General features: G+C 75.8%; 16 protein-coding genes. 5 read left to right on the top strand and 11 right to left on the bottom strand.

The genetic code is table 11. The features are described from left to right. From ACWEPX_RS23020 to ACWEPX_RS23060, 9 genes are read right to left on the bottom strand one after another with little or no spacing between them, the layout of a single operon-like run. Positions 1-816, bottom strand: coding sequence for a glycosyltransferase (locus ACWEPX_RS23020; protein WP_451899281.1), 816 nt, complete (start codon positions 814-816; stop codon positions 1-3). Continuing rightward, a complete protein-coding gene (gene rfaE2, locus ACWEPX_RS23025; protein ID WP_451899282.1) occupies positions 813-2,276 on the bottom strand; it encodes a D-glycero-beta-D-manno-heptose 1-phosphate adenylyltransferase in 1,464 nt (487 codons plus the stop codon). The genes ACWEPX_RS23020 and rfaE2 (ACWEPX_RS23025) overlap by 4 nt, the downstream gene beginning before the upstream one ends. Next, positions 2,273-3,589 (bottom strand): aldehyde dehydrogenase family protein, encoded by a 1,317-nt coding sequence (locus tag ACWEPX_RS23030; RefSeq protein WP_451899283.1) that lies wholly within the window; start codon positions 3,587-3,589, stop codon positions 2,273-2,275. Before ACWEPX_RS23030 ends, rfaE2 (ACWEPX_RS23025) begins: the two co-directional genes overlap by 4 nt. Then, positions 3,580-4,263 (bottom strand): SDR family oxidoreductase, encoded by a 684-nt coding sequence (locus ACWEPX_RS23035; protein WP_451899284.1) that lies wholly within the window; start codon positions 4,261-4,263, stop codon positions 3,580-3,582. The genes ACWEPX_RS23030 and ACWEPX_RS23035 overlap by 10 nt, the downstream gene beginning before the upstream one ends. 12 nt (positions 4,264-4,275) lie before the next feature. Beyond that, positions 4,276-5,589 carry a D-glycero-beta-D-manno-heptose 1-phosphate adenylyltransferase gene (gene rfaE2, locus ACWEPX_RS23040; protein WP_451899285.1) on the bottom strand — a complete coding sequence of 438 codons (1,314 nt, stop codon included), beginning with the start codon at positions 5,587-5,589 and terminating at the stop codon, positions 4,276-4,278. Beyond that, positions 5,586-6,170, bottom strand: coding sequence for a D-sedoheptulose-7-phosphate isomerase (locus ACWEPX_RS23045; protein WP_451899286.1), 585 nt, complete (start codon positions 6,168-6,170; stop codon positions 5,586-5,588). The genes rfaE2 (ACWEPX_RS23040) and ACWEPX_RS23045 overlap by 4 nt, the downstream gene beginning before the upstream one ends. Beyond that, positions 6,167-7,381, bottom strand: a complete 1,215-nt coding sequence (locus ACWEPX_RS23050; RefSeq protein ID WP_451899287.1) for a glycosyltransferase — start codon at positions 7,379-7,381, stop codon at positions 6,167-6,169. The genes ACWEPX_RS23045 and ACWEPX_RS23050 overlap by 4 nt, the downstream gene beginning before the upstream one ends. Then, entirely contained in the window at positions 7,378-8,352 is a 975-nt protein-coding gene (locus ACWEPX_RS23055) for a glycosyltransferase (RefSeq protein WP_451899288.1), read from the bottom strand. The genes ACWEPX_RS23050 and ACWEPX_RS23055 overlap by 4 nt, the downstream gene beginning before the upstream one ends. Beyond that, complete coding sequence (locus ACWEPX_RS23060) at positions 8,349-9,365, bottom strand: glycosyltransferase family 9 protein (protein ID WP_451899289.1); 1,017 nt, start codon at positions 9,363-9,365, stop codon at positions 8,349-8,351. Before ACWEPX_RS23060 ends, ACWEPX_RS23055 begins: the two co-directional genes overlap by 4 nt. 171 nt (positions 9,366-9,536) lie before the next feature. Here ACWEPX_RS23060 and ACWEPX_RS23065 point away from each other — a divergent pair, with 171 nt between their 5' ends. The 5 genes from ACWEPX_RS23065 to ACWEPX_RS23085 all read left to right on the top strand — a co-directional run bounded on the left by ACWEPX_RS23065 (position 9,537) and on the right by ACWEPX_RS23085 (position 15,206). Further along, positions 9,537-10,367, top strand: coding sequence for an SCO2525 family SAM-dependent methyltransferase (locus ACWEPX_RS23065; RefSeq protein WP_451899290.1), 831 nt, complete (start codon positions 9,537-9,539; stop codon positions 10,365-10,367). A gap of 79 nt (positions 10,368-10,446) precedes the next feature. Then, a complete protein-coding gene (locus ACWEPX_RS23070) occupies positions 10,447-12,309 on the top strand; it encodes an SCO2524 family protein (RefSeq protein ID WP_451899291.1) in 1,863 nt (620 codons plus the stop codon). After that, a complete protein-coding gene (locus ACWEPX_RS23075) occupies positions 12,309-13,217 on the top strand; it encodes an SCO2523 family variant P-loop protein (protein ID WP_451899292.1) in 909 nt (302 codons plus the stop codon). The genes ACWEPX_RS23070 and ACWEPX_RS23075 overlap by 1 nt, the downstream gene beginning before the upstream one ends. Positions 13,218-13,278: 61 nt before the next feature. Next, positions 13,279-14,286 (top strand): SCO2522 family protein, encoded by a 1,008-nt coding sequence (locus ACWEPX_RS23080; RefSeq protein ID WP_451899293.1) that lies wholly within the window; start codon positions 13,279-13,281, stop codon positions 14,284-14,286. An 11-nt stretch (positions 14,287-14,297) separates the two neighbouring features. After that, complete coding sequence (locus ACWEPX_RS23085; protein ID WP_451899294.1) at positions 14,298-15,206, top strand: SCO2521 family protein; 909 nt, start codon at positions 14,298-14,300, stop codon at positions 15,204-15,206. Here the strand turns inward: ACWEPX_RS23085 and ACWEPX_RS23090 are convergent. Both ACWEPX_RS23090 and ACWEPX_RS23095 read right to left on the bottom strand, forming a co-directional pair. Continuing rightward, a complete protein-coding gene (locus tag ACWEPX_RS23090; protein ID WP_451899295.1) occupies positions 15,203-16,036 on the bottom strand; it encodes a hypothetical protein in 834 nt (277 codons plus the stop codon). The two genes, ACWEPX_RS23085 and ACWEPX_RS23090, sit on opposite strands and share 4 nt — an antisense overlap. A gap of 193 nt (positions 16,037-16,229) precedes the next feature. Next, on the bottom strand, positions 16,230-22,178 hold the full coding sequence (locus ACWEPX_RS23095) for an SDR family NAD(P)-dependent oxidoreductase (protein WP_451899296.1): 5,949 nt from the start codon (positions 22,176-22,178) through the stop codon (positions 16,230-16,232). Between the last annotated feature and the right edge of the window lie 7 nt (positions 22,179-22,185).

Raw genomic sequence — 22,185 nt, forward strand, 5'->3', positions numbered from 1 at the left:
TCACCCGTTGCGGTACACCCGAACGCAATCCCTGGCCTCGTTGGTGCGGTCCGGGATGGTCGTCGGCGCTTCCAGGTGCACCGCGCCGCTGGGCAGAATCCCCGCCCCGCCTGCCCTCGCCATCACCCGCCACTGCGCCACCACGTCCTCGCCGCAGTGCGCGCTGGGCAGGTCCCGCCAGAAGCCGAAGCCGCCGCAGGCCAGCAGCTCGGCGCGGTCGAACAGCACGCACCCGCCCACCCAGGCGATCTTGTAGGCGCGCCACTCCCCCGGCCGCAGGCCGAGCCTGCGGGCCAGGTGGGCGGGGTTGGCCGCGTTGTGCAGCGTCCACCGGTCCCACCCGTGGCCGCCCGGCTCCACCCGCTCGGGCTCCACCGGGCCGCGCCACTCCTCGTAGGGGGCCAGCTCGTCCGGCCGCTCGTCGTCCAGATAGGACAGCCCTTGGACGGCCGCGCCGACCAGGCCGCAGCCCAGCTCCTCGATCGCCGCGCGCAGGCGCGACACCGTGCCCGGGGCCAGCCACACGTCGTCGTCGAGGAAGAGCACGTAGCGGGCGCGGCTCTGGTCGAGCAGGAACGCCCGGTGCTCGGCGACCCCGCGGCGGGGCACGTGGCGCAGGAAGCGCACCGGGCAGCCGCGCTCGCGCAGCACCGCGGCCATCGCCCTGGCCGACGGGGTGTCCCAGCCGGGGTCGCCGGTGGACTGGTCGCTGACCACCACGCCGAACTCCGCGTCCTGCGCGGCCAGCCCGGCGAGGGTGGTGGCCAGCTCGACGGGGCGGTCGCGGGTGGGCACGAGCACGTCGAGCCCGGTCATCGGCCCGCCCGGCTGACGATCCGGTCGATGACCGCGCTGGTGGACTGGTCGGGCACGTAGTCCACGATGCGCACCTCGCCGCCGCAGGCGCGCACCACGGCGGCCTCGTCCAGCATCGACTCGGTGTAGTCGCCGCCCTTGACGTAGCAGTCCGGCCGCAGCACCCGGATCAGCGCGGCCGGGCTGTCCTCGTCGAAGACCGTCACGTGGTCGACGCAGCTGAGCGCGGCCAGCACCTCGGCGCGGTCGGCCGCCGGGTTCACCGGCCTGCCCCTGCCCTTGAGCCTGCGCACGCTGTCGTCGCCGTTGACCGCGACGACGAGCACGTCGCCGAGGCGGCGCGCCTGGTTGAGGTAGGCGATGTGCCCGCGGTGCAGCACGTCGAAGCAGCCGTTGGTGAACACCACCCGCCGACCGGCGGCGCGGTGGTCGGCCACCAGGGCGACCAGCTCGGCCGCGGTCACCGCGGCGCCGTGGTGGGCGCCGAGCCGGGCGGCGAGGTCGTCGGTGGTGCACACGGCGGTCCCGGGCCGGTGGACCACGATGTCGGCCGCGGTCTGGGCCAGCTCGGCGGCGGTGGACAGCGGCAGGCCCGCCGCGGCGGCGACGGTGAGCGCGGCGCAGAAGGTGTCGCCCGCGCCCGCGGCCTGGCTCTCCGGCGCGGGGTCGGCCCACGTGCGGTGGCCGGGCCCGTCGTCGAGCAGCACCGAGCCGTCCCGGTCGAGGGTGACCACGACGGCGTGGGCGCCTGCCGCGGCCCGCAGCCGCTCGCCCGCCTCGACCACGGCCCGCACGCGGTCCTCGGCGGGCAGCGGCTCGCCGAGCAGGTCGGCGACCTCGGCGGCGTTCGGCGTGATCAGGTCCGGCCGCAGCCGCGCCCAGCGGCCGGGCTCGTGGGCGTCGACCACCAGCAGCGGGATGCCGTCGCGGCGCTCGGCGAGCAGCCGGGCCAGCTCGGGGGCGCAGACGCCGAGGCCGTAGTCGCACAGCACCACGGCGTCGGCGTGGGCGATGGCCAGCCCGGCCGCCTCGGCGATGGCCCGGCAGGTCGGCTCGTCGTGCTCGGCCACCTCGCCCTCGTCGTAGCGGACCATGAGGTGGTCGGCGGCGAGCACGCGGTGCTTGACGACGGTCTGCGGCCCGACCACGAGGTGGTCGACGCCGACCCCGGCGGCGGCCAGCAGCTCCCGCAGCTCGCCGCCCGCCTGGTCCGGGCCGACGGCGGCCACCAGCGTGGCCTCGGCGCCCAGCGCGGCCAGGTTGACGGCGGTGTTGGCCGCCCCGCCCGCCGCGGCGTGTCTGCTGTGGACGGACACGACCGGTGCGGGCGCCTCCCGGCACAGCCTGCCCGCGTCGCCCTCCAGCCAGACGTCGAGGATGGCGTCGCCGACGACGGCGATGCGCGGCCTGCGCGCGGCCAGCGCCCGCGGCAGGTCGGCGGTGATGGCGTGGTCGGTCACGGAGCGCCTCCCGGCGGGCCGAGGTGGACGACCTTGGTGGTGGTCATCTCGTCGAGCAGCTCCGGGCCGTAGCCGAAGCCGGTCCCGCTGAGCCGCCGCGGCTGGGCCGCGCCGCCGGGGGCGCCGCCGAAGACCGCGTTCACCTTGACGGTGCCCACGTCCAGCGCCCGCCACGCCTGCTGGGCGTTGGCCATGTCGGCGGTGAAGACGCTGGCGGCCAGGCCGTGGCGGTCGTCGGCGGCCAGGGCCAGGCCCTCGGCGAAGTCCTCGACCACCATCACCGGGGCCACCGGGCCGAAGGTCTCCTCGGCCATCACCGACATGCGCGGCGTGCAGCCGGTCAGCACGGTCGCCGGGTACCACGAGCCGGCGTCGTCGGGCAGCACGCCGCCGGTGGCCAGCGACGCGCCCGCGTCCACGGCCTCGACCACGTGCCGGTGCACCGCGGCGCGGTGGTGGGCGTCGACCAGCGGGCACAGCCCCTCGTTCCAGCGCTCGGCCTCCTTGACCAGCGCGTCGAGGAACGGCGCCGCGATGGCGCGGTGGACGAACACCCGCTCGACCGACGTGCAGACCTGCCCGCCGTTGGCGTAGGCCCCCAGCGCGACCTGCGCGGCCGCCCACGCCGGGTCGACGTCGCCGTCGACGATGGCCGCGTCGTTGCCGCCGTTCTCCAGCAGCGCCTTGGCCCCGGTCGCGGCGGCGGCCAGCGCGATGGAGCGGCCGGTGCGCGTACTGCCGACATGGGCGACGACGGCGACGTGCGGGTTGCCCGCCAGCGCCGCGCCGACCTCGCCCGCGCCGAACACGGTGTGCGCGACGTCCTCGGGCAGCACCTCGGCGAGCAGCTCGGCCAGCAGGGCGCCGGTGCGGCAGGCGCGCTCGCTGGGCTTGTGCACCACCGTGTTGCCGGTGACCAGCGCCGCGCCCAGCAGCCCGCAGGCCACCGGGACCGGGTCGTTCCACGGGGTCAGCGCGACCACGACGCCGCGCGGCTGCGGGATCATCAGGTCGGTGGCGTGCCAGCCGCCCTGCAGGGCCCGTCCGCGGTGGACGGGGCCGAGTTCGGCGTACTGGCGCAGCGTGCCGATACCGGCCTCGACCGACGCGCGCGCCTCCTCCACCGGCCTGCCGGTGTCGGCGTGGTTGGCCTCGGCGAGGTCGTCGGCACGTGCGGCCAGGGCGTCGGCGAGCGCGTGCAGCAGCGCGCCGCGCGCGGCCGGGTCGGTGGCCGCCCAGGCCGGGAAGGCCCGCTCGGCCCGCTCCACCACCTGGTAGGGCTCGGTGTGCGGCATCAGGTCGGTCACGGCCATGAGGGCTCCCGGTCCGGGCAGACGACCAGCTCGCGGATCTCGCACCCGCGCGGCGCGGTGAGGGCGTGCAGCACGCTAGCCGCCACGTCCTGCGGGCGGTTGAGCACGGCGTCGGCGCCCGGCTTGTACTGCTCGGGGCGGTCGTCGAAGAAGTGGGTCTGCATGCCGCCGGGGATCAGCAGCGTCACGCCGACCTGCCCCGCGGTCTCCATCGCCAGCGCGCGGGTGAACCCGACGACGCCGAACTTCGAGGCGCAGTAGGCGGTCGCGTCGCCCGCGGGCCGCAGGCCCAGGGTGGAGGCCACCGTCACGACCCGCCCGTGCGAGCGCTTGAGCGCGGGCAGCGCGGCCCGCACCACGGCGGCCGTGCCGATCAGGTTGACCCGCACCACCCGTTCCCAGTCCGATGTGGACACCACGTCGAGCGCGCCGCACGCATCGGTGCCCGCCGCGGTGACCACCGCGTCGAGCCCGTCGGCGGCCAGCTCGGCGACCGCCCGCTCGGTCTCGGCGCTGTCGGTGACGTCCACCGCGCGGTACTCGGCCTGCCCGGTCGGCGCCTGCTTGTCCAGCACCAGCGGTGTTCCGCCGTGCGCGGCCACGGCGTCGGCGATGGCCGCCCCCAGCCCGGACGCCCCGCCGCTGATCAGCACACGGCCAGGATTGCCTGTCACGTCATCTCCTCTCTAGCCCGCCTCGGCGAGCGCGCCGACGAGTCGGGTGGTGGACCGGCCGGGCAGCAGCGGGGTCGTGACCACGCGCCCGCCCCAGCTGCGCACCAGGTCGGTTTCGGGCAGGTCATCGGGGGCGTAGTCGCCGCCCTTGACCCAGATGTCGGGCCGCAGCCGGGCCAGCACCCGGCGCGGGTCGTCCTCGGCGAAGACCACCACGGCGTCCACGCAGGCCAGGGCCCGCAGCAGCGCGGCGCGGTCGGCCTCGCCCATGATCGGCCTGCGCGGGCCCTTGAGCCTGCGCACGGAGTCGTCGGAGTTCAGGCACACGATGAGGCAGTCGCCCAGCGCCCTGGCCGCGGCGAGGGTGCGCGCGTGGCCCGCGTGCACGAGGTCGAAGCAGCCGCCGGTGGCCACCACGGTGCCGCCGCGCGCCCGCACCGCCGCGATCAGCGCCTCCGGGGTCGGCTCCGGCCTGCTGGCCGAGAGCCCGCCCGCCGCGAGGAACCGGCTCGCCGCGGCCACCCCGGCCTCGACGGCGGCGTGGGCGTCGGCGCCCCGCATCAGCGCTTCGGCCGCGGCGGCGGCGAAGCGGTCGCCCGCGCCGCAGGTGTCGGCCGCGTCGACGGCGGGCGCGGGCACCGACTCCACCCCGGACCCGCGGGCCAGCAGCGCGCCCTTGGCCCCGGTGGTGACTGCGACGGCCGCCGCCGCCCAGCGCTCCCGCAGCACGCCTGCGGCCTCCGGGCCGCTGCCCGTGCCCGCGAACGCCGTGGCCTCGGCCAGGTTCGGCGTCACCAGCGCGGCCCCCGGCACCGGGGCCGGGCCGCGCGGGTGCGGGTCCCACACCACGGGGACCGCGGACTCGGCCAGCACCGCGCGCAGCCGCTCGCAGGCGGCCAGGCCGCGGCCGTAGTCGGAGACGAGCACGGCGTCGGCCGCGCGCACGGCGTCGAGCATCTCGTCGGTGGCCCGCGGGGGCGGGCCGTCGCCGCCGCGGTCGAGCCGCAGCAGGGACTGGCCGCCGCAGCGCACCCGCGCCTTGACCGCGGTGCCCGCGGCAGGCCCGGCCACCACGTCGAGATCGCCGAGGGCGGCGCGCAGCCGCTCCCCGTCGGCGTCGGCGGAGAGGGCGGTCACCAGGCGCACGTCCGCGCCGTCGGCGGCGGCCAGCGTCGCGGCGAGCGCGGCCCCGCCCGCCCGGTCGGCCTCCCCGGCCACGTCGACCACCGGGACCGGGGCGTCCGGGCAGACCCGCGACACCTCGCCGGTGATGTCGACGTCCAGCAGCGAATCCCCCACCACGACGAGCTTCCCGCCGAACCTCATGACGCCCGCACCGCCCGCCGCGGCACCGGCACCGCCAGCGCCTGCTCGAACGCCGCGCACAGCTGGTGCACCAGCACCAGGTGCATCTCCTGGATGGTCGCCGTGCAGCCGGGCACGCACACCGCCTCGTCGGCGACGGCGGCCAGCGGGTTCGGCGGCGGCCCGGTCAGCGCCCACACCGACGCGCCCGCCCGCACCCCGGCCAGCGCGGCCCGGCGCAGGTTCTCGCTGCGGCCGCTGGTCGACAGCAGCACCAGCACGTCGCCGGGCCGGGCGTGCGCCTCGACCTGGCGGGCGAAGACCTCGGCGTAGCCGTAGTCGTTGCCGATCGCGGTGAGGCTGGAGGTGTCGGCGTGCAGCGCCAGCGCCGAGAACGGGCGCCGGTCGCGGTCGAAGCGGCCCACCAGCTCGGCGGTCAGGTGCTGGGCCTCGGCCGCCGAGCCGCCGTTGCCCGCGGCCAGCAGCCGGTGGCCCGCGTCGAGCCGGTCGGCCAGCGTCGCGCCCCAGCGCACCAGCAGGTCGGTCTGGCCGCGCACCACCGACAGCGCGGTCGAGATCTCGTCGATCCGGTCGTCGATCATCGGCCCTCCCCCACGGCCTCGCGGACGGCCGCGCCCGAGGTGCGGGCGCAGCGCTCGTAGACGCGCTCGGTGTCGGCGGCCACCCGGTCCCAGCCGTAGCGGGCGTGCGCCCGGTCGGCCCCCGCGACGCCGAGCATGGTGCGGCGCAGGTCGTCGGGCAGCAGCTCGCGCAGCCGGGCGGCCAGCGCGCGCGGGTCGCGGGGCGGGACGTGCACGCCGGTCACGCCGTCGACCACGGTGTCGGTCAGCCCGCCGACCGCGGCGGCCACGACGGGCACGCCGCAGGCCATCGCCTCCAGCGGCACGATGCCGAACGGCTCGTACCACGGCACGCAGGCCACCACGTCGGCCGAGCGCAGCAGCGCGGGCATGTCGGTGCGCGAGACCTGCCCGACCAGGTGCACGCGGTCGGCCACGCCCAGCGTCTGCGCCAGCTCCATCAGCGCCTTGGCCTGCGGGTCGTCGGCGCGGCCCGAGCCGCCCGCGATCACCAGCTCGGTGTCGGGCACCGACGGCATCGCCCGCACCAGCGTGGCGTAGCCCTTGCGGGGCACCAGCCTGCCGACGCTGACCACCCGGAACCGCGCCCCGCGCGGGGCGCTGGGCCCGTCGGGGGTGAACCGCTCCAGGTCGACCCCGCACGGCACGATCGACACGCGCGAGCGCGGCACGCCCATGCGCACCAGCTCGAAGACCTCGTCGGAGCAGGTCGCGGCGATCCGGTCGGCGCGCCCGCCGACCATGCGCTCGATGCTGACCCGCTCGGCCGGGCTGGTGTCGGCCCGGCCCTGGTGGCGCTTCTTCACCACGCCCAAGGCGTGGAAGGTCTGCACGGTCGGCACGTCCAGCCCCTCGGCGGCCACGACCGTGGCCAGCCCGGACATCCAGAAGTGGCCGTGCGCCACGTCCGGGGGTCGCCTGCCCCAGCGGTCGCGCAGATAGCGGGCGAAGTCGCCCATGTGCGGCAGCAGGTCGTCCTTGGGGACCGGCCGCGGTGGCCCGGCTGGCACGTGCACGACGTGGTATCCGGCGCTTGTGGCGACCTCTTCGGGGCTGCTGGCGTCGTCGCGTCGCGTGTAGACGGTCACCTCGTGGCCGCGCCGGGCCAGCGCCGCCGACAGCTCGGCCACGTGCAGGTTCTGCCCGCCCGCGTCGACCCCGCCCAGCGCGGCCAGTGGGTTGGCGTGCTCGGACACCATCGCGATCCTCATGCTGCACCTCCGGTTCCAGCGGCGGCGTGCGCGAGCACGCCGTCCCAGGTCTCCAGGAACGGCCCGAGGCCGTAGTGGGCGAGCGCGTGCTCGCGGGCCTTCGCCCCGGTGTCGGCGGCCAAGACGCGGTCGCCGACCAGCTTCGCGGCGGCATCGACCAGGTCGGCGACCCGGGTGGACGTGAAGCCGACGCCCGGCGGCACGGCCCGGGCGGCCTCGGTCGTCCCCAGCACGACCGGCGGGAGACCGGCGTGCATCGCTTCCAGCAGGGAGAGCCCCAGCGACGTCCACCGCGTCAGGTGCAGGTAGACGCGGCGGCGGGCGAGCTCGGCGTGCAGGCGCGCGGTCGGCAGGTCCCCGACCGGCAGCAGCGCCTCCGGCCCCAGGCCGACGGTCTCCGGCAGCCGCTCCAGGCCCATGCCGAACACGTCGACCCGGCCGACCTCGGCGAAGCGGGGCAGCAGGTCCGTGCCGGTGATCCGGCCGCGGCGCACGGGGTCGTTCATCACGACGGCCGCGGTGGGCAGCTCGCCGGTGAAGATGTGTCCCGGGTCCGGCACGCCGTGCTCGACCACGGTCGTGCGGGTGCTGCCGCAGTCCCACATCAGCTCGTTGAAGTGCGTGACGTGCACCAGCGGCAGGTCCGGCCGGTCGGCCATCCGGTGCCGCGCGCCCGGGGCGGGCGGGGTGTTGTGCTCCAGGTAGACCGCGGGGACGTCGTGGCCGGGCGCCCGCCCGGTCAGCCCGCGGGCCAGCTGCTCCTCCTCGGGCCGTTGCAGCACCACGACATCGATCGGCTCGTCCGCCAGGTCGGCGTAGGGCACCTCGCGCACCGACGCGGGCCACTCGCGGCCCGCGCGGCCGAGCCCGTAGGCCCCCGCGCCGGGCGCGACCGGCAGCAGGTACTCGTGCCTGCCCCGGACGAAGGCGTCCATCCACCCGCCGTGCACGTGCCAGACCAGCACCTTCATGCGCGCACTCCCACCAGTTCCTCCACGGCTGCCACGACTTCGGCCACGCTCACCCCATCCAGACACGGGTGCCCCGGGATGGGGCACTCCTTGGCCCGCGTGCCCGCGCACGCGGCGCGCTGGTCGCCCAGCACGACGGCTTCGGCCCGGTACGGCGCCCACTTCGCGGCGGGCACGACCGGGGAGAACAGCGAGACGACGGGCGTGCCGACCGCGGCGGCCAGGTGCGCGGGGCCGGTGTTGCCGACCACCACCGCCTCCGCCCCCGCCAGCACCCCGGCCAGGCGCGGGAAGGACGTGCGCCCGCCCAGATCGATCCCGTGCGCGCCTGCGACGCGCGCGGTGAGCGCCCGCTCGCCGGGACCTCCGGTGACCACGACCCGGTGCCCCCGCTCGGCCAGCGCCGCGACGGCTTCGGCGCAGCGGTGCGGCGACCAGGCCCGCGCGGGCGCGGTCGCTCCCGGGTGGACCACGACGTAGGGCCGGGGCAGGTCGTCCGCGGCCTCGACGCCGCGCACCCGCAGCCCGCCGTCGTCCCCCGGGGGCAGCGCGAACCCCGCGGCCTCGGCCACGGCCAGGGCGCGCTCGGGCTCGGGCACCATCTCGTCCACATCGGACCCCGGGCGCAGCCGGACGTCCAGCAGCGAACCGGGGTAGTCCTCGCAGACCGCGGCGATGAACCGCACGCCCGCCATCCTGGCCAGCAGCGCCATCGGCAGCGGCGACTGGTGGTAGGAGGTCAGCAGCAGCGCCACGTCGAAGCGGCCAGCGACCAGCCAGCCGACGAGACCGGCGACATCGGACTCCGCGACCGCGGGCGGCGACGCGGCGATCCACGGGCAGTTCCACACGCGAACCGCGCTCACACCGGGCAACATGCGCGCCGCGCGTTCCCCCGCCGGGCCGCACAACAAGGTGACCCGACCGCCTGCCGCCGCCGCACGCACGGCGGGCCCGGCGGTGAGCACATCACCGTCGCTGTCCAGCCGGACCACCAGCACGCTTGGCTCCATGCCTTCCGAGTTGCCGGAGGAGCAGGAGCCGAAACCTTGAGTAGCAACTACTACGGAGAGCGACATTGGTCCATCTCGGCGATCGCCAGGCGTGCACCCCTACCCCGATGATGTTGGTGGTACACCTGGGATAACGACGCGAGCGGGGCGCAAGGGGGCAAGGTGGCGGAAATGGGACAGCGCAACGCGGACGCGCCGTGGTACCGGTTCGACCCCCGCGCCTACCTCGCCCACAACTACGCCTGCGTCCGCGACGAGGACCGCCGCATCCTCGCCTCCGTGCGCGAGTTCTTCTGCCGCGCCCTCGCGGGCGATCCGCGGGCGGCGCGCGGCGGCTTGCGCGGCTTGGACGTGGGCACCGGGGCCAACCTCTACCCCGCGCTGTCGATGCTGCCCTTCTGCGAGTCCATCACCCTCTACGAGTACGCCAAGTCGAACCTGGATTGGCTCGGCGAGCAGGACGCGGCGGGCTGGCCGTCCTGGCAGCCGGTGTGGGCCGGGTTCTGGGCGTTGCTGGGCGAGCACGCCCCCTACGCCGACCTCGACCACCCGCGCCTGCGGCTGGCCGAGCGGGTCGAGGTCGCCGAGGGCAGCGTGTTCGCCATCGACGCGGCCGCGGGCGGGTGGGACCTGGGCACGATGTTCTTCGTCGCCGAATCCATCACCGCCGACCGCGCCGAGTTCGCCGCCGCGGTCCGCGGTTTCCTCGGGGTGCTGCGCCCGGGCGCGCCATTCGCCATCGCGTGCATGGAGAATTCGCTCGGCTTCGAGGTCGGCGGCGTCCAGTTCCCCGCCGTCGCCATCGACGTCACCGATCTCGTCGGCTGCCTGGCAGGCCGGGCCACCGATGTCGCCATCACCCGCGTCGACGGCCGCGGCAGCACCCTGCGGACCGGTTTCAGCGGCATGATTGTGGCCTGCGGCCGCAGTTCCGGCGCGCCCGCCGGACCCGATTCATCCGTCGGTGAGCACCAGCCAGCCCACGCGAGGGAGGTCAGCTGACCATGATACGGTTCGGCTCGCCGCGCCGCGGTGATCAGCACCACATTTCCTCGCGTCTCCTCCTGCCAGGGTGGCCGCTATGAGAATCCAGCCGAGACGACAGATCCTCGATATCTGGCGGTCGGTAATCCGCTCGTCGTTCCAGAATGGCTCCTGGGAATGGCGCGGCCGGGACGAATCGAATTCCATCAGCGACGCCGAGCAGCTGCTGTGCCTGCTCTACCCGGCCACCGAGGTGCCCGCGCTGGCCCTGGACCAGCCCGACATCATCGCCGAGGACGTCAGCAAGGCGCTGGAGCGCTTCGGCGACCCCCGCACCATCCCCTACCGGGTCATCGACGTCATCGAGGACTACCTCGACCGCAACACCGTCGACGGCGAGCCCCACTTCGGCGGCCGCGGCTACCTGGTGACCGACGGCGACGAGCCCACGCCCGAGCAGCTGTCGCTGGGCCTGGTCGAGTCGTACTCGATGTCGGTCAGCCTCTGCCTGGCCGCGCTGGGCTTCCTGCGCACCTACAAGCCGCCGTCGCGCAGGCCCGCGCTGGAGACCAAGATCGCAACCCTGCAGGTCGAGCTGAGCAAGCGGCTGACCGCGGCGCTGGTCGGCCTGCTGCGCTCGTTCGTGGTCAACACCGTCGGCATCGACGAGGCGGACCGGCCGGTGCGCGCGGCCATGCTGGCGATGGTCAACCAGCGCAACGACCCCGACCAGATCGTCATCGCCCGGCTGCGCGAGCGGCTGCAGCGGGTGCGCAACCGGCTGCTGGAGGACGTCCGCACCGGCGTGAGCGTCGACGGCGACCTGGAGGAGGAGAGCAGGCTCTTCGAGATCGGCTGGGGCTGGGGCGTGGTGGCCAACGCGACCCCCGTCGAGCTGGACCTGAGCCGGTGCGCCTTCGACGCCGAGCCCTCGATCTGCCGGATGCGGGGCGTCGCCGAGGCCCGCCCGTACCTCTACTCGACGGTGCTGGCCCTCGACGGCATCAACGACCTGCGCTCGCAGCGCACGCTGGAGCTCAACCTGCTCGACGACGAGCAGCGGCGGCTCACCGAGGCGCTGCGCATCCGCTTCGACCTGACCCAGCGGTACTGGTCCACCATCGCCCGCTTCGGCGACGAGTGGCCGCTGGAGGACATCCCGTGGCGGACCTCCGACGGCGAGGAGTCCGACTACTACTCCCTGCTGGTCTCCGCCGTGCTGGTGCAGGACCTGGAGACCCGGCAGGCCACCGACGACGACCTGGCCCGCGCGGTGGTCGTCTTCGAGTCGCTGGCCCAGCGCGGCCGCATCACCCGGCGGGTCACGCAGAACGACCCCTCGGTGGAGATGCACGTGCCGGGCGTGCGGATGCGGCTGGGCGGCTCGACCCAGCTGGGCCCGCAGCTGTACTGGTACGCCCGCGACTTCGCGCCGCTGCTGATGAAGCGGTGCCTGCAGGCCGCGGCGCTGTCGGGCAACCGCGACTCCCGCGACCGGCTGATGCAGCTGGCCAAGGCGACGCTGGACCACCTGATGGCGCGGCGGCTGGAGGTCGGGGACGCCGCGGGCCTGTGGGACGACCCGTCCGCGCTGCTCCCGCAGGACGCCGCGCCGGTGGCGAAGGAGCCGTCCTGGTACCTGACCGAGCGCGTGGTCGAGGCGCTGATCACCGCGGTCCGCACGTTCGAGGCCGAGCCGCTGCGCAGCGCGGGCATGCGCGCCCGGGCCGAGGAGGTGCTGCACGAGGCCGAGCAGCTGCTCAACCGGCTGCTGCTGGACTCCGACATCGACGACACCTCCGCCCGCAGCGTCCGGCTGGCCGAGATCGAGACCCGGCTCAACCGCGCCGCCGACGTGCTGGTCGAGCGACCCGGCACGGCCAACGCGCTGGGCCTGGAAGCCCTGCGCGCCCTCGACGAGCTGGCCGTGGCCAGGGACAACGCGGCGAGGAGCGCCTAGTGCTGGTCTTCGCATCGTCGGACAAGGGCGGCACCGGCCGGTCGGTGACCAGCTGCAACATCGCCTTCCACCTCGCCCAGCGCGATGACGTGGCCTACCTGGACTTCGACTTCGGGTCCCCCACCGCGGGCGCCATCTTCGACATCCCGCGCGCCGAGCGCGGCATCGACCGCGACGGGCTGCACACCTACTTCACCGACGGCATCACCGACCCGCGCCACCTCGACGTCTGGCACGCCACCGACCGGGGCGACCTGCGCGGGGCCAACGTGCGGGCGGGCAGGCTCTCGTTCTTCCCCGGCGAGCAGGGCGGGGCCGAGTTCGCCATCTCCGACACCGCCACCAACCGCTGCGCGGAGCTGCTGACCCGGCTCGACCAGGAGTACGCCGTCTGCGTCATCGACCTCAGCGCGGGCCGCTCCACCGCGCTGGAGATGGTGCTGGCGGCCACGGCCCAGCCGATGATGCGGGCCATCACCACCCGCTGGCTGGTCTTCCACCGCTGGACGCGCCAGCACATCGTCGCCGCGCACGGCCTGGTCTACGGCGAGCGCGGCATCGTCGAGATCGGGGCGAGCGCGGGCCACGACCGCGAGGCGCTGCGCGAGGCCATCCGGTTCGTGCGCGTCGCCGTGCCCAACCTCAAGGAGCACAACCCCGGCCAGACCGCGGCCCAGGCGACCTGGCTGTTCACCTACGACGAGGAACTGCGCAAACTCGCCGTTGACAAGCGGCTGGGCAAGAGCCGAGTGTTGGGCATGACCCCGGTCGAACCGGTCCTGCAGTACCGCGAGCAGCTGATCTCCGACGCCGACGTGTCCACCAAGATCGCCAACTACGCGACGGTGGAGGCCTTCCGCGAGCTGGCCGCCCGGCTCTCCGACGACGCGGTGTGGGAGCACATGTGAAGCGACCAGCACCCGCGCGGCGGGCGGGCGGGACGGCGGCCCCCGGCCGCGGGGAGGCGGCGTGAGCACCCTGGACTCGCCGGTCTACACCGAGGCCGCGGCCCGGCCCGAGCCGCGCCAGGTGGCGCTGTCGCACCTGTCGGTCGAGGTCGGCCACTTCTACATGGAGGACCTGCTCGGCGGCCCGGAGCGCGTGCGGGCCCAGTTCCGCAGGGTCGCGCCCTGGCTGGCCGCCGCGCGCGAGGCGCAGGCCGCCGAGCTGGGCGGGATCAAGCCGCGGATCAGCACCTGCTTCCTCATCGACGACTACTTCCGCGCCGACACCGACCCGGCGGCGGTGATCCCGCTGCTGCTGGACTCCGCGGCCGAGTGCGGCGTGCAGATCGACTACCTGGCCAGGGAAGCGGGCTGCCACGAGGCCGACCGGGTGCCGCTGGCCGAGATCACCGCGGCGATGCTGCTGCCGGAGCCGCCGGTCGGCACGACCGGCTCGCGCCCGCCGGTGCAGGACTCGGGCTGGCTGTGCAACGGCGAGCGCTCGCCGGACAGCACCGGCCGCCAGGCGATGCTGCCCGCGGTCGCCTGGGCGCCGCCGGAGGAGTTCGGCAAGCGCAACCACTCCATCTTCCTCGACGTGGAGCTGTGGAAGGACCACGCGGTCTCCGTCGACGGGGTGCGCCGGGTGGAGCGCAAGTGGTCGTGCCCGTTCCTGGCCGCGGTCTGGCAGCTCATCCGGCTGGGCCAGCTGCGCCACGCGGGCGAGCCGGTGGCCCAGCCGCAGCCCTGGTCGGGCCCGTGGCCGCGGCACTGGCGCGACCTGCCCGCGGTCATCCAGCTCAGCGAGCGCCCGCACCCGTTCTCGGCGTACCGCACCTCCTCGATCCTGCCCAAGCCGTACTTGAAGATCGAGGACGCGGTCAACGTCATCCTCGACCACCTGGACCTCGACGACGCCGTGGTCGCCCAGACCGCGCGCCGGGCCGAGGCCGAGGGCCTGCACCTGCCCGCGCAGCTGTCCGACCGGGTGGCGCACGTGTTCATCGAGGCGGCGGCAGGCCGGTCGTGGTGATCCTGGGCGAGGTGCGCACGAGCCTGCTGCACAACTCGCTGCCGCTGCCCCGCGACGCCGTCGCCGAGCTGCTGTCGCTGCACCCGGGCAGGCAGGTCACGGCCACCGACCGGCCGATCAACCGGACGGTGTCGCCGGCCGCGGTCAGCGGGGTGGACTGCGCGATCGCCAGCGAGCCGCGCATCCGCGCCCGCGGGATCGGCACGGTGGCCGCGCACGCCGTGGTCGTGGGCGGGCTGGTCGCGCAGGCGTCGTCCTGGGTGCGGCTGGAGTGGGCCGACAGCCGCGAGCGCAAGGAGTGGGCCTACTACGCCCGCAAGCGCGGCGTGGTGGAGGTGGTCGGTGGGGTGACCGCGGAGCAGGTGCTCGCGGGCTACCGCAGGCCGTCGCGGCAGGCGGACACCCTCGACCTGGGCGCGGTGTGCCAGCGGCTGCTGACCCAGGTGCAGGGCCGCCCGCAGCTGGACCACCGGACCGGGCTGCGCACCCGGCCGACGAGCCTGCGCTGGACGGCGGTGCCCGACGACGCCGCCCCGCCGTCGGTGCACCTGCACATCGACGACGACGTCCAGCGCACGCTGCAGCTGGTGGTGCCGACCGACCTGCTGGCCGAGGCTGCGCGCTTCGCCGAGGACCTGGCCCTGCACGACTGGCTCTACACGGCGCTGGGCAACGTCGTCGGCCAGGCGGAGCGGGACATGGCCATCGGGGCCGACCCGATGCCGGTGCTCAACGCGGCGCTGAGCCTGCTGGTGCGGCTGTGGATGCCGGGCGCGCACGTGGCCCTGGCGCTGCGGCCGCTCTGGCGGGAGCTGGAGACCCGGCCGGGGTTCACCGAGTCGTGGGACCGGCAGGTGGCCTGGATCCGCGACCAGATCTCCCTGCGCACCCTCTCCGCGCTGCAGGAGGCCCGGCACTAGCGGAACCACCGGCGCACCAGCAGGGCGAAGAAGATGTTCAGCGACAGCGCGCCCACGTAGCTCTCGGTCAGCAGCACGCCCTTGGCCAGCGGCGGCAGCCCGTTGGTGTCGCCGCCGCCCGCGGGGTTGAGGTAGTTGGTCAGCACCATCTGGACGCTGGTCAGCGTGTCCTGCCCGCGGGCGACGACGACCAGGGTGATGCCGAAGGCGACGAGCTGGATGAGCACCCACAGCAGCAGCCGGTACGGCTTGTAGCCGTAGCCGCAGGTCAGCCAGGAGATCCAGAGCAGCCCCTTGCGCCAGGCCTTGGGCTCGATGCGCTGGCGGGCCTGGTTGCGCCGGTAGAGGCAGCGGTCGCGGGCGAGGTCGTCGCGGGTCAGCAGGTGGATCTCGGCGGCGCGGTCGAAGGCGTCGGCCGCGTGCAGGTGCAGCCCCTCGACCAGGCACTCCGCGCCCAGTTCCTCCATGATCGCGGCCAGGTCGGTGTTCTGCGCCTGGGTCAGCTTCAACGGGCCGTGGAACTCGACCTCGGCGGCGAGCAGGGCGACCAGCAGGGTCCGGCGGCACTCGCTGGGCAGGTGGTCGGGCTTGCGGTCGTAGAGCTCCTTGAAGACCAGCTCGTGGGACTTGGGCCAGCGGCTGCCCGCGAGCCGGTCGAGGATGCTGGCGGTGTGCTGCTCGAAGGTGTCCAGCAGCTCGGTCTCCCGCTCGCGCAGCCTGCCGCTGTTGATGGCCTCCTCGACGTCATCGGCGTAGCGGCCCGCGCGCTGCTCCACGATCGCGCAGAGCCGGTGCGCGCGATCGCGGTCCTGGGCGAAGGCCAGGGACACGCGCCCGCCTACGCCGGAGTTCCTGGAGGTCGCATGGCGCCATTCTGCCCGCGAATTCGCCACCGGGCCTGAGCCATTCGGGGGGAATTTCGACGCTGGCCATTGGCGGCGCTTATACCAGCGAATCGCGCCCTATACCACGGCAATCCCCATTCTGTCCGGGAAACGGCTCGCAAATGTCATTGCCGGTCGGTCAGGTGCGGCTGGGCAGCGCAGCGGCGGCGTGGTCGTAGATCCAGTGGCGGGTGCGCTGGAACGGCGTGGTCGGCAGTTCCGCGCGGGGGTGGCCCGCGAACCGGCCCGACCAGTCCGCCTCGGCCACCGCCGGGTCGCCGAGGACGCCGGTGGCCCCCGCGGCGACGGCGGCCAGCCCCTCCCGCAGCCCCGCGCGGTCGGCGGCCACGACGACCGCCGCGTGCGGGAACCGGGTGCGGCCCGACCAGAGCGTGGCCGCGGTGTCCGGCAAGGACAGCAGGTGGTGGCGGTCGAGGAAGTCCAGCAGCGCGCGGGCGTGCGCGCGCAGCGCCTGCGGCGTCCGTCCGGTGACGACGAAGGGCAGCGGCCTCGGCTCCGCGGTCGGCAGCCGCCCCGGCGGCGCCTGCTCCAGCACCACGTGCACGTTGGTCCCGCTGAACCCGAACGACGACACCGCAGCCCGGCGCGGTCCGTCGCGGTGGGGCCAGAGCGCGGGGCGGGTGAGCAGGTGGACGGTCCCGGGCGCGTCGGTCGGCGCGTCGGCGGAGGCGGGGACCACGCCGTGGCGCATGGCCAGGGCGGCCGCGATCACGCCTGCGATCCCCGAGGCGTTCTGGGTGTTGGCCAGCTGCGACTTGACCGACCGCAGCAGCACGGGCCGGTCCGCGCGCCCGGCGCCGTAGGTGGCGTGCACGGCCTGGATCTCGATGGCGTCGCCCATCGGCGTTCCGGTCCCGTGGCCCTCGACCAGATCGATGTCGGCTCCGGTGAGCCCGGCGGCGGCCAGGGCGTCGGTGATCACCCGCTGGTGCGCCGGTCCGCTGCGGCCCGCGGTCCCGTTGTGGTTGGCCGCGCTGCCGCGGACGACGGCGGCGATCGGGTCGCCGTCGGCGAGGGCGTCAGCCAGGCGGCGCAGCAGGAGCACGCCCGCGCCTTCGGCCAGGCCCATCCCGTCCGCGGCCGCGGCGAACGAGCGGCAGCGCCCGTCCGGGGACAGGCCCAGGCCCGCGCCGAGGCCGCTGAAGGTCACCGGCGTCGGGATGACCGCGACGCCGCCTGCCAGGGCGGCGTCGCACTCGCCCGCCAGCAGCGCCCGGGCGGCCAGGTGCAGCGCGTAGAGCCCGGACGAGCAGCCGGTGGCCAGGGTGAGCGCCGGTCCTCCCAGGCCCAGCGCCTGGGCGACCCGGCCGGTCGCGGTGCCCATGTCGTTGCCCTGCGGGAGCAGCTCGGCCACGCCCGGGGGCAGGTCGAGCGCGCCGAGGTCGTGGATCGCCCGCAGGCCGTAGTCGGCTTGCAGCAGCCCGGCGAAGATCCCGGTGCGGGTGCCCGCGAGGGCGCGGGGGTCGACCCCGGAGCGCTCGACGGCCTCCCAGCACAGCTCCAGCAGCAGCCGCTGCTGGGGGTCGGTGGCCAGCGCCGCCTGCGGCGGCATGCCGAAGAACTCCGCGTCGAAGTCGGCCACGCCGTCGAGGAACGCCCCGCCCGTCGGGCCGGTGATCGAGCCCAGGTCCCAGTTGCGGTCGGCGGGGAAGGCCCCCACGGCGTCCACCCCGTCGGCCAGCAGCCGCCAGAGGTCTTCCGGGGTGCGCACGCCGCCGGGGTAGCGGCAGGCCATGCCGACGATCGCCACGGCATCGGCGTCCCGGGCACCGGTGCGGGCGGGGGCCTGCGGGGCCGGTTCGGCGCGCTCGCCGTGCAGGAAGTCGGCGAGGCGGGCGGCGGTGGGGTGGTCGTAGACCAGGGTGACCGGCATGGCCTGCCCGGTCTCGGCGGCGAGCCGGTTGCGGATCTCCACCGCCATCAGGGAGTCCAGGCCGATCTCGGTGAACGGGCGGCGCGGGTCGACCTGCGCCGGGTCCAGCCCGACGACCGCGCCGACGACCGCGGTCACCAGCTCCAGCAGCGCCGCCCGGTCCCGCGGCCGGGCGGCGGTCCGCGCGGCCGGGAGGTCGGGCCGGCGGGCCTCGGGGACGCCGTCGAGCAGCGGGCGCGGCGCGGCGGAGGCGAACACCGGCGCGAACCGGGACCAGTCGACGGCGGCGACCGCGACGGAGGTCTCGCGGTGGGCGACCGCCGCCGCCAGCGCGGCGAAGGCCGGTTCCGGGCGCATGTGCGGCAACCCCTGCCTGCGCAGGACTTCCGGGTCGACCTCCTTCGGGTTGTGCGGGTCGAGCACGCCCCACACGCCCCAGGCGACCGCGGTGGCGGGGATGCCGCGGGCGCGGGCGGCTTCGGCGTGGGCGTCGAGGTAGGCGTTGGCCGCGGCGTAGGCGCCGTGCTCGGCGCTGCCCCAGATGCTCGCGATGGAGGAGAACAGCACCAGGGCGTCTAGCTCGTCGCCGACCAGGTCGGCGAGGTGGTCGAGCCCGCCGACCTTGGCGGCCAGGGAGTCCGCCAGCCGGGGCAGGTCGGTCGCGGTCAGCGGGGCGAGGTCGATGAGCGCGGCGGCGTGCACGACCGTGCCGATCTCGGTGCCCGCCGCGCGCAGCCGGGTCAGCATCGCGGCCACGTCGGCGCGGTCGGCGAGGTCGCAGGCGGCGAAGGTGACCCGCACCCCGGCCGCGCCGAGCTCGGCGCGCAGCTCGGCCATGCCCGGGGCGGCCGCGCCGCGGCGGCTGACCAGCACCAGCTCCGCGGCGCCGAGCCCGGCCAGCCAGCGGGCGATGTGCGGGCCGAGGGTGCCGCTGGCCCCGGTCACCAGCACCGGCCGGGTGGGCCGCCAGTCCGGGCTGGGCGCGGCGGGTAGCGGCGCGCGGACCAGCCTGCGGGCGTGGCAGCCCGCCGCGCGCACCGCGGTCTGGTCCTCGGCCGGGTCGGCGAGCAGGGCGACCACGCGGCGCAGGGCGTCGTCGGTGAGCCGGTCGGGCAGGTCGATGAGGCCGCCCCAGCGGCGCGGGTGCTCCAGGGCGATGACCCGGCCCAGGCCCCACACCATGTTCTGCCGGGGCGCGGTCGGCGGGGCGCCGCCCACCCCCACCGCGCCCCGGGTGAGCAGGTGCAGCGGGACGGCCCGGTCCGCGTCGGCCAGGGCGTGCAGCAGGTCCAGCGTCGTGGCCAGGCCGACGGGGACGACCGGGTGGTCGGGGTGCGGCTGCTCGTCGAGGGCGGCCAGGGACACCACGCCCGCGAGGTCGGGGTGCTCGGCGATCAGCGCGCGGTGGTCGCCGCGGCTGGGCACGACCCGCGCCCCCGCGTCGGCCATCGCGCGGGCCACGGCCTCGGCATCCCCGGTCTCCTCCTGCGGCAGGACGAGCAGCCAGGTGCCGCCGAGGGCGGCGGGCGGGCGGTCCGCCACGGGCTGCCAGTCGATGCGGTAGCGCCAGTCGGCGGTGTCGTCCGCCGGGGCGGGCGCGTCGGGTTCGAGCCAGTGGCGCGTGCGCTGGAAGGCGTAGGTGGGCAGGTCGACCGGGGCGGTGGCGGGCGGCAGCGCGCGGGCCAGCTCGACCGGCGCGCCCGCGGCGTGCAGCGCGGCGAACGCGGCGGTGACCTCATCGAGGCCGCCGTTGCCGCGGGTCATCGCCGGGATGACGACGGCGTCGGCGCCCAGGTCCTCGGCGGTCTCCCGGACCCCGAAGGCCAGCAGCGGGTGCGGCCCGATCTCGACGAACGCGCCTGCCCCGTCGGCGAGCAGGCCGCGCACCGCGGTCTCGAACTCGACCGGCTCGCGGAGGTTGCGCCACCAGTACTGCGCGTCCAGCCCGGCGGTGTCGATGCGGCCGCCGGTCACCGTGGAGTGGAACGGGATGGCTGACGAGCGCGGCCGCAGGGCGGCGAGTTCGCGCAGCAGCACGGGGCGCAGCGGGTCGACGTGGCGGGAGTGGGCGGCGAACTCCGCGGCGACCGGGCGGTGCCACACCCCGTCGGCGGCGCACCCGGCGGCCACCTCGGCGATGGCGTCGGGGTCGCCTGCCAGGACCATCGAGGTCGGGCCGTTGGCCGCGGCCAGGCAGACGCGGTCGCCGAAGGGCGCGATGCGGGCGAGCAGGGCGGCGCGGGGCAGGGCCACGGTCAGCATGCGCCCGCCGTTGCCGGAGTCGAGCACGGCCCGCCCGCGCAGCGCGCTGATCCGCGCGCCGTCCGCCAGGCTCAGCGCCCCCGCGACGCACGCGGCGGCGACCTCGCCGTGGCTGGCCCCGACGACGGCGTCCGGCACCACGCCCCAGGACTCCCAGACGGCCGCCAGGCCCATCGAGACCGCCCAGAGCGCGCACTGGACCGCGTCCGGCCGGTCGAGGTCGACGGCGTAGAGGTCGGTGTCGGTGTGCGGGGCGAGGGCGTCGGCGCACTCGCGGTAGCGGGCGGCGAAGACCGGCGAGGCGGCCAGCAGCTCGTCGGCCATGCCGGGCCACTGCGAGCCCTGCCCGGCGAACAGGAACACCACCGGCCCGGTGGCGGTCGCCTGCCCGCGAACGACCCCGGGGCGGTCGTCGGCCAGCGCGTCCAACCCCGACAGCAGCGCCGCCCGGTCGCGGCCGACGACGACGCCGCGGTGCCGCAGGTGCGCCCGGGTGGTGGCCAGGGCGACGGCGGCCGAGGCCAGGTCCGGCTCGTCGGCCAGGCGCTCGCGCAGCCGGGCCGCCTGGGCGCGCAGGGCCGCCGCGGAGGCCCCGGAGACGGCCAGGGCGAGCGGGGCGCCGCCCGGTTCGCGGGGCGCGGGGGCCGGGGGCCGCTCGACGCCTTCCACGACCACGTGGGCGTTCGTGCCGCTGATCCCGAAGGACGACACCCCGGCCCGCCGCTGCGCCGAGGTCCACGGCTCGCTGCCTGCGAGCAGGGCGACCTTCCCGGCGGCCCAGTCCACCTTGGTGGACGGGTCGTCGCCGTGCAGGGTGCGCGGGAGCACGCCGTGCCGCGCCGCGAGGACCATCTTGATCACCCCGGCGACGCCCGCGCCCGCCTGGGTGTGGCCGATGTTGCCCTTCACCGATCCCAGCCGCAGCGGTGCTCCCGCGCGCTGGCCGTAGGTGGCGAGCAGGGCGTGCGCCTCGATGGGGTCGCCGAGCGCGGTTCCGGTGCCGTGCGCCTCCACCACGTCGATGTCCTCGATGGACAGCCCGGCGTCGGCGAGGGCGGCGGTGATCACCCGGCGCTGCGCCGGGCCGTTGGGGGCGGTCAGGCCGTTGCTGGCCCCGTCGGAGTTGACCGCGGTGCCGCGGATGAGGCCCAGCACCTCGTGCCCGGCCCGCCGGGCGTCGGAGAGCCGCTCCAGCAGCAGGAGCCCGCCGCCTTCGGCCATCGCCATGCCGTCGGCGGCGTCGGCGAAGGGCTTGCACCGCCCGTCCGCGGCCAGCGCCCGCTGCCTGCTGAACTCGACCAGCGGCAGGGTGGAGGACATGATCGTGGCCCCGCCCGCCAGGGCCTGGGCGCACTCCCCCGCGCGCAGCGCCCGCACCGCGAGGTGGATGGCCACCAGCGACGACGAGCACGCGGTGTCCACGGTGATCGCGGGCCCGCGCAGGCCCAGGACGTAGGCGATGCGCCCGGAGGCGACGCTGAGCACCCCGCCGGTCCCGACCAGCCCCTCGGCCTGCGCGGGCACGGCGGGCAGCCGGGAGATGTAGTCGACGGCGTTCGCGCCGATGAACACGCCCGTCTCGGTGTCGCGGGCGGCGGTCGGGGCGATGCGGGCGTGCTCGAACGCCTCCCAGGCCAGCTCCAGCAGCAGCCGCTGCTGCGGGTCCATCGCGGCGGCCTCGCGCGGGGTGATGCCGAAGAACTCCGCGTCGAAGGCGGCGGCCTCGGCGAGGAAGCCGCCCGCCCGGACGTAGCAGTGCCCGGTGCGGTCGGGGTCGGGGTCGTAGAGGTCCAGCGGCCAGCCGCGGTCCAGCGGCAGCCCGGTCGTGGCCACGCCGCCCGCGGCGACGAGCTCCCACAGCCCGTCCGGGCCGGTGATGCCGCCCGGGAAGCGGCAGCTCATGCCCACGATTGCGATCGGGTCGTCGGCCATCGGGTGT

This window comes from Actinokineospora sp. NPDC004072 (assembly GCF_053604195.1).